Source organism: Mesorhizobium sp. J8, assembly GCF_016591715.1.
Lineage (GTDB): Bacteria > Pseudomonadota > Alphaproteobacteria > Rhizobiales > Rhizobiaceae > Mesorhizobium.
In genome coordinates, this window is record NZ_AP024109.1 from 1,870,244 (window position 1) to 1,886,046 (window position 15,803).

At 62.7% G+C, this 15,803-nt stretch carries 19 protein-coding genes; 7 read left to right on the top strand and 12 right to left on the bottom strand.

Annotated elements, in window-relative coordinates; translation table 11 throughout:
• The first annotated feature begins 95 nt into the window (after positions 1–95).
• A complete protein-coding gene (locus MJ8_RS08500; RefSeq protein WP_201413965.1) occupies positions 96–302 on the top strand; it encodes a hypothetical protein in 207 nt (68 codons plus the stop codon).
• 241 nt (positions 303–543) lie between these two features.
• Here MJ8_RS08500 and MJ8_RS08505 read toward each other — a convergent pair whose 3' ends face one another.
• A complete protein-coding gene (locus tag MJ8_RS08505; protein WP_201413966.1) occupies positions 544–861 on the bottom strand; it encodes a hypothetical protein in 318 nt (105 codons plus the stop codon).
• A gap of 137 nt (positions 862–998) precedes the next feature.
• Here MJ8_RS08505 and MJ8_RS08510 point away from each other — a divergent pair, with 137 nt between their 5' ends.
• Together MJ8_RS08510 and MJ8_RS08515 are read left to right on the top strand one after the other, a co-directional pair.
• The gene (locus MJ8_RS08510; protein ID WP_201413967.1) at positions 999–1,493 is read left to right on the top strand and encodes a DUF6894 family protein; all 495 of its coding nucleotides are present in this window, start codon (positions 999–1,001) and stop codon (positions 1,491–1,493) included.
• Between the two features lie 301 nt (positions 1,494–1,794).
• On the top strand, positions 1,795–2,157 hold the full coding sequence (locus MJ8_RS08515; protein ID WP_201413968.1) for a response regulator: 363 nt from the start codon (positions 1,795–1,797) through the stop codon (positions 2,155–2,157).
• 29 nt (positions 2,158–2,186) lie between these two features.
• Here the strand turns inward: MJ8_RS08515 and MJ8_RS08520 are convergent, their stop codons facing one another.
• From MJ8_RS08520 to MJ8_RS08530, 3 genes are read right to left on the bottom strand one after another with little or no spacing between them, the layout of a single operon-like run.
• A complete protein-coding gene (locus MJ8_RS08520; RefSeq protein WP_225248193.1) occupies positions 2,187–2,558 on the bottom strand; it encodes a response regulator in 372 nt (123 codons plus the stop codon).
• Between the two features lie 42 nt (positions 2,559–2,600).
• Complete coding sequence (locus MJ8_RS08525; protein WP_201413970.1) at positions 2,601–6,173, bottom strand: CheR family methyltransferase; 3,573 nt, start codon at positions 6,171–6,173, stop codon at positions 2,601–2,603.
• Positions 6,127–7,182, bottom strand: a complete 1,056-nt coding sequence (locus tag MJ8_RS08530) for a chemotaxis protein CheB (RefSeq protein ID WP_201413971.1) — start codon at positions 7,180–7,182, stop codon at positions 6,127–6,129. Before MJ8_RS08530 ends, MJ8_RS08525 begins: the two co-directional genes overlap by 47 nt.
• Before the next feature lie 634 nt (positions 7,183–7,816).
• Between MJ8_RS08530 and MJ8_RS08535 the strand changes: the two genes are divergently transcribed.
• Positions 7,817–8,248, top strand: coding sequence for a hypothetical protein (locus tag MJ8_RS08535; RefSeq protein ID WP_201413972.1), 432 nt, complete (start codon positions 7,817–7,819; stop codon positions 8,246–8,248).
• A gap of 53 nt (positions 8,249–8,301) precedes the next feature.
• Here the strand turns inward: MJ8_RS08535 and MJ8_RS08540 are convergent, their stop codons facing one another.
• Positions 8,302–8,874, bottom strand: coding sequence for a response regulator (locus tag MJ8_RS08540; RefSeq protein ID WP_225248194.1), 573 nt, complete (start codon positions 8,872–8,874; stop codon positions 8,302–8,304).
• Positions 8,871–9,074, bottom strand: a complete 204-nt coding sequence (locus MJ8_RS08545) for a hypothetical protein (RefSeq protein ID WP_201413974.1) — start codon at positions 9,072–9,074, stop codon at positions 8,871–8,873. Before MJ8_RS08545 ends, MJ8_RS08540 begins: the two co-directional genes overlap by 4 nt.
• Positions 9,075–9,134: 60 nt before the next feature.
• Between MJ8_RS08545 and MJ8_RS08550 the strand changes: the two genes are divergently transcribed.
• Both MJ8_RS08550 and MJ8_RS08555 read left to right on the top strand, forming a co-directional pair.
• On the top strand, positions 9,135–9,329 hold the full coding sequence (locus MJ8_RS08550) for a hypothetical protein (RefSeq protein ID WP_201413975.1): 195 nt from the start codon (positions 9,135–9,137) through the stop codon (positions 9,327–9,329).
• A gap of 16 nt (positions 9,330–9,345) precedes the next feature.
• Complete coding sequence (locus MJ8_RS08555) at positions 9,346–9,948, top strand: diguanylate cyclase (RefSeq protein WP_201413976.1); 603 nt, start codon at positions 9,346–9,348, stop codon at positions 9,946–9,948.
• A gap of 16 nt (positions 9,949–9,964) precedes the next feature.
• Here MJ8_RS08555 and MJ8_RS08560 read toward each other — a convergent pair whose 3' ends face one another.
• Entirely contained in the window at positions 9,965–10,102 is a 138-nt protein-coding gene (locus MJ8_RS08560) for a hypothetical protein (protein WP_201413977.1), read from the bottom strand.
• 8 nt (positions 10,103–10,110) lie between these two features.
• A complete protein-coding gene (locus MJ8_RS08565) occupies positions 10,111–10,314 on the bottom strand; it encodes a DUF2934 domain-containing protein (protein ID WP_201413978.1) in 204 nt (67 codons plus the stop codon).
• Positions 10,315–10,463: 149 nt separating this feature from the next.
• On the opposite strand from MJ8_RS08565, the gene MJ8_RS08570 reads away from it, so the two are divergent.
• On the top strand, positions 10,464–10,778 hold the full coding sequence (locus tag MJ8_RS08570) for a hypothetical protein (RefSeq protein ID WP_201413979.1): 315 nt from the start codon (positions 10,464–10,466) through the stop codon (positions 10,776–10,778).
• A 260-nt stretch (positions 10,779–11,038) separates the two neighbouring features.
• Here the strand turns inward: MJ8_RS08570 and MJ8_RS08575 are convergent, their stop codons facing one another.
• The 4 genes from MJ8_RS08575 to MJ8_RS08590 all read right to left on the bottom strand — a co-directional run bounded on the left by MJ8_RS08575 (position 11,039) and on the right by MJ8_RS08590 (position 15,518).
• Positions 11,039–11,344, bottom strand: a complete 306-nt coding sequence (locus MJ8_RS08575) for a hypothetical protein (protein WP_201413980.1) — start codon at positions 11,342–11,344, stop codon at positions 11,039–11,041.
• Between the two features lie 151 nt (positions 11,345–11,495).
• Positions 11,496–11,699, bottom strand: a complete 204-nt coding sequence (locus tag MJ8_RS08580; RefSeq protein WP_201413981.1) for a hypothetical protein — start codon at positions 11,697–11,699, stop codon at positions 11,496–11,498.
• 54 nt (positions 11,700–11,753) lie between these two features.
• Positions 11,754–13,745, bottom strand: a complete 1,992-nt coding sequence (locus MJ8_RS08585) for a protein-L-isoaspartate(D-aspartate) O-methyltransferase (protein ID WP_201413982.1) — start codon at positions 13,743–13,745, stop codon at positions 11,754–11,756.
• 12 nt (positions 13,746–13,757) lie between these two features.
• Entirely contained in the window at positions 13,758–15,518 is a 1,761-nt protein-coding gene (locus MJ8_RS08590) for a thiamine pyrophosphate-dependent enzyme (protein ID WP_201413983.1), read from the bottom strand.
• Between the last annotated feature and the right edge of the window lie 285 nt (positions 15,519–15,803).

Below are 15,803 nucleotides of genomic sequence, written 5' to 3' on the forward strand. Positions count from 1 at the left end.
TCGGCCAAGGAGGATTTGCGCGGTCGATTGCAATGCTGTTGGCCGAGGGAACCGCGAGGACACTTCGGCTATTGGATCAGCAAGGAGCAATGGCTATGGGACTCTTTACCGACCTGAATAAGAAGCTGACCGAAAACCTCTATGCCCATGGAAGCTATCTGAGCGATCCGAGCGCCGACCTGCCGCGGCGGGTAGAGGAAACGGTCGATCTGCTGATGCCCTTCGTGAAGCCCGAAGCGCGGGAAACGGTGAGGCTGCAGATCCTCGGCATCATCCACGAGCATATCTTCGACGAGGAGTGACTCCGGCGATCGCATGATCCCGGAGGCACTACCCCGCCGGGCTCTGTCACCCCGAACGTCCGGATCCGCGCTGCTTTTCGGCTTCGCGGAGCACCCGCACAATGGCGTCCACTGGAGAGGGGTGCGTTGTCGGCTGTGCTTTCCAGCGCCACAGATGGCGAAACAAACTTCTCAAGCTTGGCATCGCAACAACCTCCTTGCGCTATCAAACCTCGGGCGGCGAATGTGGTTCCTTCCATGCCTAGCGCAAGGTTGCGGCGAACAGAAAGGCGATTGCGGCCAGGATAACCAGCGCTACGATGACCAGGACCGGGCCGTTCCTGCGCGGCTCCAGGCCGGGCGCGTTCTCCGGCGGCCGCATCGCATTGGCGAAACTCGCCTGGTTGGTGAAGTTCGGCTTGCGCGGCTCGGCCGGAGCAGAGGAAGCCGGGGCAGCGCCGGCCTCGGCGTCCGCTTCCAGCGGCGCTGCTGCCGGATCGAATCCGGGCGTCTTGTCCTGTGTCCTGCCGGCCTGGATTTCGCCGTGAGCCTCGGCGGATGTGCGTTGCTTGGGTGACATTCGGCGCTTCCTTTTTCCCAAAACCGGCATCCGGCCTCGCTGTTCCAATCCAGCCAAGTTCTGCGCGTTCACCGCTCGGGCGGAACTTTCGGATCGGGGAAGCTTTTTATCTTCGGTAGCAGGACACGGAGGCAGGAATGCAAGTTCTCGACACAACCGTACATGCAAATCCCAAAGGCGCGACGGTCGAGTTTCTTGGCGAGGGCGGGGAAAACATCGCTGTCACCATGGTTGTGTCCGACCCATTGCTCGGCGACGCCGCGCTTATCGATCGCGCCAGAGAGATGATGCTTCAGTGTGCCGCGTTCGGCGGCGCCACGGAACGGGACGGGCCGGGCGGGACGGTGAACGCAGGCCGGCCTGAGATCGACGGGTCAAGCGATAGAGGCCAGAGTCCGTACACATTCGAATATCGCGAGGGCGGCAGTGTGAGGCGGCTCGAGGGCGTCGAGTTGCCGGACCTCGAAGCTGTTCGCCATGAAGCGCTTCGCTCGGCGATCGATCTGCTCGACGATGCGGCTGAGCCTCATCAAGACGGCTGGGCGGTTCGGGTTCGCGGCGGCGACGGCGCCGTCGTCGTGTCAGTCGATTTCGAAGAAGCAAGGCAGGAAAAGGCAATGGCCGCAATGTGAGGGAGCGGCCGCATCTGTGAAAGGTAATGATGATGAATTCCCTCATGTCGCTGCATGCGCTTGCGCGGTCACGAGGCGACGGGCTCAGACCGGAGTTTCTTCGCCTGTTCGAGGCGCGGGCTGCCTTGTTAGGCCCCGACGTTGTAGAACTCCGTTTCGACATGGAGCAGGCAGGTCCTAACCCCATCGGCAGCGCCGCAACCAAGCCGCAGAAACATATCTTGCGTTTTCCCCGCAGGCATAACGGGAATGGTTGCGAGCCGAATCCGGGAAGGGTCATCGTACCCTGAAGGAGGCGGAGATGCGTGCGCCCTTGGCACTGATCGTCGAAGACGAGTATCTAATCGCGTCGGATGTGGCGAATGGCTTGAAGGAGCGCGGTTTCGAGGTGGCCTGCGTGGCGTCCGAGCGGGCAGCGACGGCTTGGCTGGACGACCATAAGCCGGATCTGGCTATCATCGATATCCAACTGCTCGACGGCCAGCGGGGCGTCGCCGCCGCCCGCCTCAAGGAAGCCGGCGTGCCTTTCGTCGTCCATTCGGGTTACGATCCCGAGTTCCAGTCGCCGATCTTTCACGGCGCGCCTTATATGCCCAAGCCGGCACCGATCCCGCATTTGGTCGAATTGGCGAGCCAACTGATAGGCGAGCGCGCCGAACCATAGACGAGCCCATTCAGCGAACTCAGCCGATGTCAGCCTTGCGCGGCGCGACCATCGCGAAATCGCGACACCGCCTCGATCAACGCCTCGTAGTCGACTGGCTTGGTGAGCTTCGGCGTGTCGCGAAACCTGTCGGGAAAAACGGTGACGCTGTCATAGCCGGTGAGGAAAACGAAAGGGACACCGCCACGCGCCAAATGGTCGGCCAAAGGGAAGCTTCGCTCGCCTCGGAGATTCACATCCAGCACCGCGCCATCCAGCGCGATGCCGTCGATATTATCCAGCGCCTGCTGAATCGTCGGCGCCGGTCCGACCACGGCACATCCGGCACCGGTCAACTGATCGGCGAGGTCTTGTGCGAGCATAAACACATCCTCGACCACGAGGACATTGAGGCCCGACAAAAGGCTGTTTGTATTCATTTCCTTGCCAACACAGCGAGAATGCTACTGGCCCCCACTTGGCGCCAGCGGAATATCTATGTCGCATTCAACTCCAGAGCGCTTAAACCTTAGCTCCACCTTTCCCCCCAACTCATACTCTAAACTTTGCTGGATGAAGCTTGTTCCGAAATTCCGCCGCGGCGGCTCCTCGACGACAGGCCCGCCGATTTCCTTCCAGTGGATCGACAGAACGCCGGTTTTGTTGGTGTTCCATGTCACGTCGACGCGGCCTTCCTCCGTCGAGAGCGCGCCGTATTTCGCTGCATTGCTGGCCAACTCGAAGAACACCATGCCGAGCGTCGCGGCCGCGCTTGAGCCGAGCCGCAACGATCTTCCATGGATAACGATATTTTTGCGCAGGTTGCTACTGTAGGGCGACAGGACCGCTCTCAGCAATTGCTCTAGATCGGTATCTGTCCAGTTGTAGGAAGACAGCACTTCGTGCGTTCGGCCCAATGCTTGCAGTCGCTCCTGGAACGAAGTGGAAAAATCGCCTATCGAGTCCGATGTGCGCACCATGCGCGACGCCAGCGCGTTGACCGTGGCCAGGATGTTTTTCACGCGATGCTGCAACTCATGCAGCAGCCTGTCCTGGCTGCGCTCCGCCTCCTTATGGTGCGATATGTCGACAAGGGCCGCGATCGCGCCGCGCACCCTACCGGATTCGTCGAACAGCGGATTGGCCGACATCATCACGTCGGTGATCGAGCCGTCCGTCCGCGCTATGCGAGCTTCATAGCCGGGAACGGCCTTGCCCGTCCGCATTGCCGTGTGCAAAGGCTGGTCATTGGTCCTCACCGGGACGCCCTCGATCAGCAACGGCAGTTCTGCCGGGACTGCCGTCAGCTTGCCGTCCGTGATACCGCGGCCGGCGAGTTCCGCCGCGCGACGATTGGCGCGGATCACCTCGCCCTCGCCGTCCTCGGCGATGAAGATGCCCACCGGCACGAGATCCAGCACCGTCTCCAGGCTTTCCAGTCGGTTGCGCAAGTCATGGGTGAGGATGCCAATCCTTTCCTCCGCCCGCACAATCTGGGTGACGTCGACGAAGGTGACGACAACGCCGGCTATGACATTGTCGACCGTACGGTAAGGCAGGACGCGCATGATGTAGCTGCTGCCGCTCTCTGCGCCCTCGATCTGCCGCTCGATCGTGCCCAGCCGGCGTAACACCTGCTCCATGTCAGCCTGCAAGCCATCGGCAGGGAAGCGGGGGCGCACATGGGCAAGCGGCCGGCCGACATCGCTTTCGACCAGCCGGAACAGGTCGCGCGCCGTCGGCGTGAAGCTCTTGATGCAGAGATCGCGGTCGAGGAACACGGTCGCGATCTGCGTGCTTTCCAAAAGGTTCGACATGTCGTTGTTGGCGCGGGTGAGCTCGTCGACGCGGATGTTGAGCTCGGCATTGACCGTCTGCAGTTCCTCGTTGATCGACTGCAGCTCTTCCTTGGAGGTTTCCAGTTCCTCGTTGGACGACTGCAGCTCCTCATTGATCGAGGACAGCTCCTCATTCGAGGATTTCAGCTCCTCATTGGAGGATTCGAGTTCCTCCGTCGTCACTTGCAGCCTGTCCTTGGTCTCCCTCAGCTCCCTTTCGAGCTGGCTGACATTCGCGCTCTCGACGTCATCGGTTGTGTGTACCGGCTCGTCCTCGATTTCCGGCTTGATGCCGCCGACATCGCGGAAGACCAGCATGTAGAGCGGCTCCGCTCCACCCTCGACCGGCAGCGGCTGCACGGCGAGGCTGATGGTCTGGCGTCCGCCATTGGTGCCGACGGCGATCTTGTTCTGGACCGCTACGTGTCCTGTACTGACCGCCTTGTGCAGCGCTGCCCTGAGATCCATGCGCAGGCCGCGCCTTGCCATGGAGAAGACGTTGTGGTCGGGGGCGCCGGCGGCCAGCTCGAGATATTTACCGGTGCCGCCGGAACTGTGCATCAACTCGCCGGCGGCGTTGACGACCACATAAGCCGGTGAATAGCGCTCGACCAGCAAACGTTCCGCGACTTCCTGCAGGGTGCCGGTCGTTGCACGGGGGCGCGCGCTCGGAACCGCCTGCCTTGCCGCGGCCGCGAGCGGGAATTCGGGGAGACGTTGCGCGGCAACCCCGCTGCGCTTCTGGAATATGCGGCTTGCCTTATCGACCGTAGCGAACAGGCGTCCGTGGCGCGTGACATTTTCGGACGAACCGAGAAAGAGATAGCCGTTGTTGCGCAGCGCGTAGTGGAAGATCGGGACGATCTTTTCCTGCAGCTCCGAACCCATGTAGATCAGAAGGTTGCGGCAGGCGATCAGGTCGAGCCTGGAGAAAGGCGGATCACGCAGCAGATTATGCGCCGAGAACAGACAGACTTCGCGAAGATCGGACGAAACGCGGTAAGTGCCGTCCTCGCGCGAGAAGAACTCCTTGAGCCGCTTCGGCGTGATATCGGTCGCGATCGTCGCCGGATAACGCCCCGCTCTTGCCACCTCCAGGGCGCGCTCGTCGATGTCGGTTGCGAAGATCTGCAGATTGGGCGAGGCAGCGCCGCGCGGCGCGTTCTCCTTCATCAGCATGGCGATCGAATAGGCTTCTTCGCCCGTCGCGCAGCCAGGCACCCAGACCCTTATCGTTTCGTCCGGCCGGCGGTCCTCAAGCAGCCGGGGAATGACCATCTTCTCAAGGACCTCAAAGGCGTGCTCGTCGCGGAAGAAGCTGGTAACGCCGATGAGCAGATCCTGGAACAGGAGATCCACCTGCTGCGGCTCGTCGCGCAACCGCTCGTAGAAGACGGTCGGATCGTCGATCTGCAGCACCTGCATGCGGCGCTGGATGCGGCGAAGGATGGTGTTGTCCTTGTAGCCGCTGAAATCGTGGCCGGTGCGCATGCGAAGCAGCGCCGCGATGCGCGAAAGCTGTTCGGCCACGTCACGCTTGCGGCGGTCGCGCTCGCTTTCGTCGCGGTTGGCGTGACGAAAATAGCTGATCAGCTTCGCCGCCATTTCTTCGGCGGGCAGCACCATGTCGACCAGGCCGGTCCGCACGGCGCTGCGCATCATGCCGTCATATTCGGCGCTCTCCTGCGCCAGCGTTAGCCCACCATGCTCCTTGATGGCTCTCAGCCCGATAGTGCCGTCGCTGCCCGTTCCGGAAAGGATGATGCCTGCCGCATGCTCCGACTGTTCTTGGGCCAACGACGTGAAGAAGTCGTCGATCGGCATCCGCTTGGCGCGCGTGGGGGCCAATTTGGCAACGCGAAAACGCTGCCCGAGCACGGTCACGGAGGCGCCGGGCGGGACGACGTAGATTTTGTCAGACTCGACTTCCATGCCCTCGGAGGCGGTTTGCGTTTCGATCGTCGTTGAGCGCTGGATGATACTGGCGAGCACGCTTTCGTGCTCGGCGTCGAGATGCTGGATAACGACATAGGCAAAGCCGCTGTCGGCCGGCACTTCGGGGAAGAACTTCTGCAGTGCCGCTATGCCGCCCGCCGATGCTCCGATGCCGATGATGGGAAGCGGCGCGGGCTCTCCCGCGCCTTCAGGCGAGCTATTCCTTGCCTTCCTTGTGCTTGCCTTTCTTGCCGCCTTCGCCATTGCCCGCCACCCGCGCCTGCCTGCTCTCCAGGATGCGCTCGATGACGGCCGCATCCGCTTCATATTCCTTCGCACGCTCGCCGAACTTATTGGCAAGTTCGGAGCGACGCCGCGTCTTTTCGCGCTCGGCCATTCGCCGGGCAAATTCCGCCCGTTGCTGATGCGAGCGCAGCAAGCTCCACAGGATCTCGTCCGCCTCGATCGCCTGCGCTTCCATCACCGCGTCGGCGGTGAAGGCGTGCCCGGTATGGCACCGATAGCGCAGCATGTCACCGTCTTCGATCTCCCACAGCGGCCCGTGGCATTCCGGGCATGTAAACACCGACAATTCGCCAAGTCGATCCACTTCTTTCATGGTTGAATGCTCCTGCGCGGCAATCGCCGCCTCCAATCTGACAGCCGGCGGGGCCGAGAAGGTTTCGCCGGCCGGCTCGACGGCCAACTTTGCCAGCAAAGCACCGATATCCGCAGCGGGTAGGCAGTGGTCGATCTCGACATAACGCAACGCGCTTTCCACCATGGAAGGCACCAGGGCGTCTTCGGGATGCTGGACCACCGCCAGGCCGCCGACCGCCTTGATGGCCCTCAACCCGGCGGTGCCGTCCGAAAGTGCACCCGACAGCAGCACGCCGACGACGCGAGCGCCGTAGCTCAGTGCCGCCGAGCGGAACAAGGGGTCGATGGCCGGCCGGGCAAGGTTTTCGCGTGGGCCCCGCCGCAGCATCATATGGTCGTCATGAAGAAGAAGGTGGAAGCCGGGCGGGGCCACATAGATGCAGCCGGTCCTGAACGCTTCGCCGTTTTTGACGGGCTGCGCTTTAAGCGTGCCCGCCCTGTCCAAAATCTCAGGCAGGTAGCTTACCTGGCCGACATGCACCACGACGAACACGGCGGCCGGCAAATCGGCCGGCAGATCGCTGACAATCTGCCTCAACGGTTCGATCCCGCCCGCCGAAGCGCCGATGACGATGACGTTGTGATTTTTCGCTGGGCCTTTGATAGGGGCCATTCCGCCACGAGCCTCCAGATTGGCTGTAAGAACCGTTCCGTTGCGGTTATGGCGCCATCGCGGTTCAGCGACCGGTCAGCTGTTTAACAATGCAATCTGCGCGATGTTCCATTTGCTGCTGCCCCACTTGAATCGCTGCTGCGGCGACCATTCGCCGGCTGTTCCAAAGTGCCGACGGGTTTTTCTTTCGCTGGAACAAACATCGGCATCAGCGCTTAGGGCGTCGCGGTCATGTCCGCTCTTGGTGTCCGGTGCGAAGACCCGTTGCCGTTTTCCTCCCACGGCGACGGGTCTTCTTTGCGTCGTGTAAACCCACGGTGACGAGCTACGCGCGCGATCTTATCGGCTTGATAGCGAGCGATGCGAACCCACACTCCGCTGGGCGCGGCTGCTCGAAGAACGATCTTCCCGATGGCCTGGACCTCGTCGCTCGAATCCCTTGATGGGGAATGGCTGGAACATAGGAGATCGCTGGCAGTTGGGGTTCGCTTCAGACGCCGTTGCAGGCGTCTGGTGAAGACGGGTGGGCAACACCTCGTCGGCCCGCGCCTGTCCCTCGCAGGCGTGGGCTTCGGTCACGGCAGATTTGCCGCGCCACGGTGCGGGATGCACCGCAAGAACACAGGAGACAGCAATGAAGCATCAGACGTCATACGAACTGCAATCGGTAGCGGTCGTCGACCGGCTTGGATTGATCCCCCTTGCAACGAGAAGGCAGCGGATCGAGCGGTGGGCGGAACTGCTGGAACGCAATCCCCTGCGCTGCCTGTCTGCGCTGACGGGCACCGAATATGTCGATCCTGAGGTCCGTGAACGGGTGCGGGCGGACGGATCGCCGCTCGCGGTTGCGTTCGATGACCCGCTGCTGCGCGCGGCCGGGTTGCAATCGGACACCTATGGCGAGGCGAAGCGCTTCTTCGAACTTTCCGATTGGCAATTGCATGACGTGGTCTGCAGCTGCCATGCCGGCGCGACGATGCAGGCCAGTTGGGCTGCTGCGCGGGTTCGCCGGATCGTAGATGGCAGCCGAATTCTCGCCTGGCTCAGAAGCCGCTTTACGCATTGAGGAAGACTGGTCGTCCGGCGAGCGCAGGTCGCCGGCGGCTCTGTTGCCTATGATCAATGCAGCAAGGAGGCTCCGCGCAGCTGCGCTATCCTGCGCATGATGGTGTTCAGCCAGTCGGCGATGGACGAGCCCTCCGGCCTCTTGTCCAAATCCTCAAGCGCCTGTTCCAAAGTATGCTCCACAAGACGATCGGAAGCGCCGGCATCGTCCAGCAACAGGCGCGCGGTGAGCCGGAGCTTGGGCAGCAGCGCGACGACGTCCTCCATCGGGGATGCCGGCTGCGCAATAGTCACTGGCTCTGTGGAGGGTTCCTGGAACAGCGCATCGACGACGGCGGCGGGGCTCGACGACTTGCTCAGGCTACTTGCAAAACGCAAATGCTCGGGGATGGCGATCTCGTCATATCCGCTGAAGAAGACGAAAGGCACGTTGCGCAGCATCAGTTCGTCCGCAATCGGGAAAACCTTACGGCCGTGCAGGTCGATGTCCAGGATCGCGGCCTCAGCTGTCTTTGCATGCTGCTCGGCCTGCTCCACCGTCGCCGCCGGCCCGAGGATGATGGCCCCCAAGTCGGCGAAGAAGGCCGCGAGATCGCTAGCGAGCAGCCACTCGTCTTCCGCGATCAAGAGGTGAAGTCCCCTGAGGTTTCGCACACGAGTTCCTTCAGTTCGCGTTCCGACGTGGTGAGACCGCAGTCGTAGAATCGTGCCCTGCCGACAGCGGCGCGCATGACAATGAGGTCGCAGGGAAGCCAGATGTAGAACGCGGCGGCAGGTGAACTGTTCCGGCCGTTCGCCGCATGCGCTTCGATCCATCCGACACGCATGGAACCATTCCGCCGGCCTGCGGTTCGGCACGGGGCGGGAGCTCGACCAGGAACATGATCATGACATCGCACGGCGAAGCTTCCAGGGACGACAACGAGCACGAGAATGCCGAACGTGTCCGCGACCTCGCGGAAAGAGCAGGAATTCCAAGCGGATTGGCGCTGGCGCTGATCCTGAAATACGGCAACGATCCGGAGGTGCTCGATCGCGAGGCGGCAAAGCTGAAGCGCGATGCGGAGAACGCCGGCAGATAGGAGCAGGAGCTGCCTCGTGCTGGCCGACCCGATGGTCCTCATCCTGATGTATTTTGTCCTGCCGGTTTGGCTGATCGCGGGCTTTGCCGACTGGCTCTGTCATCGTGCGACCCATATCGAATCCACGACCGGCGCGAAGGAATCGCTGATCCACCTCCTGATGTTCGTCGAGGTCGGCATTCCATTGCTTGCCGCCATGTTCCTCGAGGTGAACGCCCTGGTCATCGCTGTTATGATCGTCGCTTTCTTCGTCCATGAAGCGACGGCGATGTGGGATGTGCGCTACGCGACCACGGCGCGCACGGTCGGCCCCATCGAGCAGCATATCCACAGCTTCCTGGAAATGATCCCGCTGATGGGCCTGGTCAGTGTCGTGTCTTTGCATTGGGGGCAGTTTCTGGCGCTGTTCGGAACTGGAACCGAAAGGGCGCGCTTCGATCTCGCCTGGAAGCAGGAGCAACTGCCGGTGACATATGTCGCCATCGTCATGCTCGTCATCGCGCTCTTCGAGTTGCTGCCCTATGTGGAGGAGTTCTTCAGAGGCCTGCGCGCCAATGCAGGCCGGCTCGTGCCCGCCAAGGCCAGGCGGCGCGAGGCCGGCGATACCGCCATCCGGTGAGGTGTACGTCCTCTTCTCAGCCGTTCTGGTCGATCGCGTGCGGCGATGGCTGCTGGGCACCGCCGGCAGGACGCCCGCCGTTCTGGCCAGCCCAAACCCAGAGGGCGACCAGAACGATCACCAGAATGCCGAGCCCAATTGCAATAGGACGCATCCCCGGCTTCATCCGCCTGGCCGGTTGGCGGCCGGGTCCGAGCCGACCCCAACCGCGGGATCGGGCGTCACCGGACCGCGCTCGGCTTCCGAACCTTCCGACTCGATCTCCTGGACGGCCTGGTCCCAGTGTTCCTGCTGGCGGCCCTCGGGGCGGCCTTCCCGCTCCCATATCTCGTGTGCGCGTTGCCTGATGCGTTCTTCCCTGTCCATGCCCGGCTCCTCTTGCGGCTGAGTTGTACTGCCCGCGCCTAATCGAATGCCGGGAGGTTTGTTCCCTTGGCAGCTTGGCTCATGCTGCGCGGAGATTGGAACGCCGTCCTCGCACCGTTGTTATCTTCCATCCAACCGGAGATGAAATCATGAAGGACATCCAGAACCGCCGCGAGACGGGCGCCAGGAAATATCCGGCGAACACCGATCCGGATCCGAGCGAGGAATTTTCGCAGGACGCCGCCAGCAACGACAGACCTCACGTCGATCCAGGCCTCAGCCGCAAACAGGGGGAGGTCGAGGACAAGACCCATCAATCGGACGGCCGCAATCCGCCGCGGCAGCCGACGCCAAGCCCGGCGACCGAAAAGAGCTCAGGCGCTGGCCCGGCAGTCGCAGAACATTCCAAGGACGCCAAAGCGCCCCGGAGCGGGCGTCAGCCCGGCGCGTATGTGAAGGAATGAACCGCGCCGCCGACGTCGTTGAATATTGCTGTGACTTCCAAGTTCGAGACTGGTCGCCGTCGATGATCCGGCGGCGGATGGTGAGGCTCTGGGACGTCTGAAGCCGCCGCAATCATGGCGGATCGGCTTCCCTGACGGCGAATGTCCTGACGAGCCTGCTCTGCGTCCTGCTGACAGCGGGACGTGGCCGGCCAGCCGTGTCGCAAGACGACCGGACGCCCGCCTTCCAGGCGGGCGTCCGGTCGCGTAAAGGCTAGGGTTTACTTGTTGCAATTCTGCGTGTCGGACGTGGTGTTCCCGCTTGCCGTGTTGTTCTGGATGTCGTTTCCGGCTGCGTCCTTGCACCGGTCGCCGATGCCGCCGGACCCGTTTGTCGTCGTGCTGTTCGTGGCGTTCGGGTCGACCGTGCCGCCATTGCCGTTGTTGTTCATGCCGTTGGTCCCGGTCGTGGTGCCCGTGTTGTTGGCGCCGGTCCCATTGCCGGAACCACCGGAACCGCTCGATTGGGCCATTGCGGATGTAGCCAGGACAATTGCGACAGCCGAAGCCGAGAGAAGCTTAATCATGGGGATGTCTCCTGTTTGATCGCCTGATTGCGATACGTTTCAAACAAGAGACTCCTGCCAATGTTCCGCTTGAGCTATGCACGAGTTGCAATTTGTTTGCTGTTTGTTTGTGGAAGATGCAACGTCTTATCTACCATAAGAACGAATGGAATTACTTGTTGGTACGCATCTTCTGGCGTGGGTTGATTCCGCCTGCCTCGGTGGTGTCGTTTTCGACATCTCCCTCGACGGTGTTCTCACCGTGCTCCAGTTCGTCGCCTTCCTTGATGGTGCCCTTGGAGGTGCCGATGCCAGGATCGTTCCCCAGGTCGGCGTTGCTCGGTTTTTTCGATTTCGGGTGCTGGTTTCCGCTCATGGACGTTCCTCGCTGTATCTTTCCAAACCGGAGGTGGCGCTGAATGTTCCGGCGTCAAACGCCGAATGGATAGGTTTCGGGTACGCCTTCGGCCGCGTGCTCGGGTCCGAGCGGCGTGACTGCGCTGGTTTCATCGAACCAGACGAAGGCGTCGAACTGCCGCGCAAGCGAAGCGTCGGCATAGTGGCTGTGCAACTCTGTTTCCGGCCGGTAGATCACGCCGATGAAGCGCTCCAGACGGCGCTCGGTCAGACGGTCGCGCAGCTTCGGGTCGCGCCCGAGGTCAAGCAGGAACCGGCCGATGCCGGCGTCGTGGCAGAGCCGCTCGTAGCTGTCCTCGCGCGAAGGCCGCACCGACTTGATTTCCATCTCGCCGTCCCAGTCGGTCGCCGCGGCGACAGTGCCTGCATGCGTGCCGAAACCGATGAGCGCCGCGGCATCGCCGAAGCGCTGGCGGCAGAGCTGGCCGATATTCACTTCCTCGCGCGAGATTCCCATTTCGGTGTAACGCGCATCGCCGATATGGGAGTTGTGCGCCCATACCACGGCTTTGGCGTTCGGTCCCCGCGCGTCGAGAATGCGCTCCAGCGTTTCGAACATATGCGTGTCGCGCAAATTCCAGGACTGAGATCCGCCATAGTACATGGTGCGGTAGTAACGCTCGGCGGAGGCAATGAGCCGGGCGTTCTGCGCGGCATCGAAAAGTTCCTCGCCGTCCTCGCCGGCATGATCGAGCTGCCTTGCAAGCATGTCGCGGCATTGTTCGAGGACAGCTTCCTCGCATTCGCGATAGCCTTTGGTCAGCGCGGCCCGGGCATAGGTCGACGGTTCGGTCTGCCACGGCGTCAGGCAGCCATAGCGCTCCCGCGCAACCTTTGCCGCTTCCGGGTCGACACGGTCGAGATAGTCCAGGACGGCGGCGATCGAGCCGCGCATGTTGTAGATATCGAGGCCATGGAAGCCTGCTTGCGGCTGGAACGCCTTGACCTTGTCATTGTGCCCGCGCAGCCATTCCACGAATGCCGCGACGTCGGTGTTGCGCCACATCCAGGTGGGAAAGCGCTGGAACGGTCGGGCGGCGCCGGACGAGGCGCCGCGGCCGCGGACATAGCGGTCGATCGCGGCGGCATCGGGCCAATCGGCCTCGACCGCAACGATGGTGAAGCCGTGCCTCTCGATCAGCCTTTTGCTGATCGCCGCGCGCGCCCGGTAGAATTCGGACGTGCCGTGGCTGGCCTCGCCGAGCAGGACAATCCGCCGGTCCGCGAACCGGTCGAACGCTTCGGCAAAGGCGGGATCGTCGAAGTCGGAAAGCGGCTCGGCCGCTGCCGCGATCATCTCCGGCAGGCTGCGCGGGCGGGCAAGCGGTATCGCGCGCGCAATTCCTGGGCGGCTCTCCTCGCGCCAGCCCTGTTCGCCGATCAACGGGACGAAGCGCACCCCGCCGAAATCCTCCTCGCTGTAAGTCGATGCGCCGGTGCGAGTTACCTTGAGCAGCCGCTGTTCGTCCGGATCGTCGCCCACAGGGATGACCAGCCTGCCCCCGACATCGAGCTGCTGCTGCAAGGCTAGTGGGGCGCCCGGTCCGCTCGCTGCGACCACGATGGCATCGAAGGGCGCCGCTTCCGGCCAGCCTTTGGTGCCGTCACCGGTCCGAACGTCGATGTTGCCATAGCCTAGCTTTTGAAAGCGCCGCCGTGCTGTCTCGGCCAACGCCGCATGCCGTTCGATCGTGTAGACATGGTCGACGATGCGGCTCATGACCGCGGCCGCGTAGCCGGATCCCGTGCCAACTTCGAGCACCTGGTCGCCCGGGCGGATCTGCGCCATTTCCAGCATGAAGGCGACGATGTAGGGCTGCGATATGGTCTGCCCCTCCGCAATCGGCAATGGTCCGTCCTCATAGGCGAATTCTTCGTAGCCAGGATCGACGAAGGCTTCGCGGGGGACCTCGCGCATCGCCGCCAGGATTTCCCGATCACGGATGCCGCGACGACCGAGATGAACATCGACCATCCGACGGCGCTCGCGGGAAAGATCGAGCATCGGAATTCTCTCCTATTCTCCCGCCTCCATCATGGTCTTGGCAGGCTCGCGGGCGACGTTTTCCTCAATCTCGCCGTGGCCCGGACTCTGCGGCAGCGCCTTGCGGAAGTTCTCAGCGTAATCAGGTGGCATTTTCGGCGGCATCATCGGTTCATAGGCGTCGACCAGGGCCTCGATGATCACCGGGCCGCTGGTGGCGAACGCCTGGTCAAGCACGCGCTCGACATCATCCGCCCGCTCGATGCTGAAGCCTTTTCCGCCCATCGCCTCGGCGGCCTTGGCGAAATCGATCGGCTGCAGCTCGCAGCCGAATTGCGGGTTGCCGAGAAACATCATCTGTTCCCAGGCAATCTGGTTCAGCATGTTGTTCTTGATGACCAGGAGTTTCAACGGGATGCCATAGCGCACCGCCGTGGAAAACTCGCCGAGCTGCATGGCAAGACCGCCATCGCCGACGATGGCCGCGATCGGGCGGCCCGGAAAGGCGATGCCTGCGGCGATCGCATAGCTGAGACCGCAGGACATGGAGGCAAGCGCGCCGGAAACGCCGAAAGCTTGCCCCATGCGCAGATCGACATGGCGCGCGGCGAGTTCCGTGTTCTGGCCGGAATCGGTTGCCAGCACCGTGTTTTCGGCGAGGCGTTCGCCGAAGGCGCGCGCGATGCGTTGCGGCTTGAGCGGATGGGCCGAGCCGTCTTCGGACTGACGCATCATCTCGCGCCATTTTTGCATCGAGTTCCGTGCGGTTGCCAGGAACGCGCCGTCGTCCTTCTGCTTCAATCGCTTATTGAGGGCGCGCAAGGTTTCGGCCGCGTCGCCGACCAGCCCGGCCTCGACGGGGAAGCGCAGTCCGATACGCTGCGCGTCGCAATCGATCTGGACGCCACGGGCTTTGCCTGGTTGCGGATAGTACTCGATATAGGGGAAGGTCGATCCCACGATGAGGATGGCGTCGCACGTCTCCATCGCCTCCTGCGACGGCAGCGTGCCCAGAATGCCGATGCCGCCAGTGGTATAGGGATGGTCGTCCGGCAACACCGCCTTGCCGAGCAGCGCCTTGGCGATCGGCGCCTGCAGCAGCCGCGCGGTCTCTTCGAGCTCCGCCGCCGCGCCGATCGCCCCGCGTCCCGCCAGGATCGCCACGCGCCCCGCGTCGTTGAGAAGGGCCGCTGCCTTGTCCAACTCCGCATCTTGCGCGAGACAGTGAGGAGCGAACATGTCCTGCGGCGTATGTGCCGGCCGGTTGCGCTTGGACCGTTTGGCCGCGTCGGCGGGCTGTTCCTGGATATCGCTGGCGATGGAAAGATGCGCCACGCTCTTGCGGGCGAGCGCCGTACGGCAGGCGAGGCTCGCCACGTTCTCCATATGCGCCGCGTCCGAGACCTGGACATTGTAGACGCTGACGTCATTGAAGACGCGGGTGAGATCGACGTCCTGCTGCGTGAATGTCTCGATGAGATCGTGAAACTGCATGCCCGTGATTGCCAGCACCGGCGCCTGGTCGAGCTTGGCGTCGTAGAGGCCGGTCAGAAGGTGGGTGCCGCCAGGGCCGGACGTCGCAAGGCACACCCCGAGCCTGCCGGTCCATTTGGCGTAGGCGCAGGCCATGAACGCGGCCGATTCCTCATGCCGCACCTGGACGAAGGATATCCTGTCCTGGTTTTTGCGCAGCGCCTCCATGACGCCGTTGATGCCGTCGCCGGGAAGGCCGAAGACGACTTCGACATTCCAGGCAATCAAGGTGTCGACGAGGATTTCGGCTGCATTGGGCATGGCGAGGCTCCGCTGTTGCTGCCCGAACCAGCAAGGTTGCGGTTGGTTCCCTCATTGAATCGGACCGGGCCGACGGCCACAGGGAACCAATTCGACTGCGCATCCAGTGTGGTGCCTTTGAGGAGGCGGCTGAAGAAATTCCTGGCCGACCCCGACAGCGGAAGGGAAGTTCGCCGCTCCAGCGGACGGGCGAAGCAGGAACCTTTTCTCCATCAGTGGGTTAGTGAGCAGGCATTAACCCATGTTAGGGCGCGGCCGTGGCACGAAAGGTTCGAGAAGCACTGA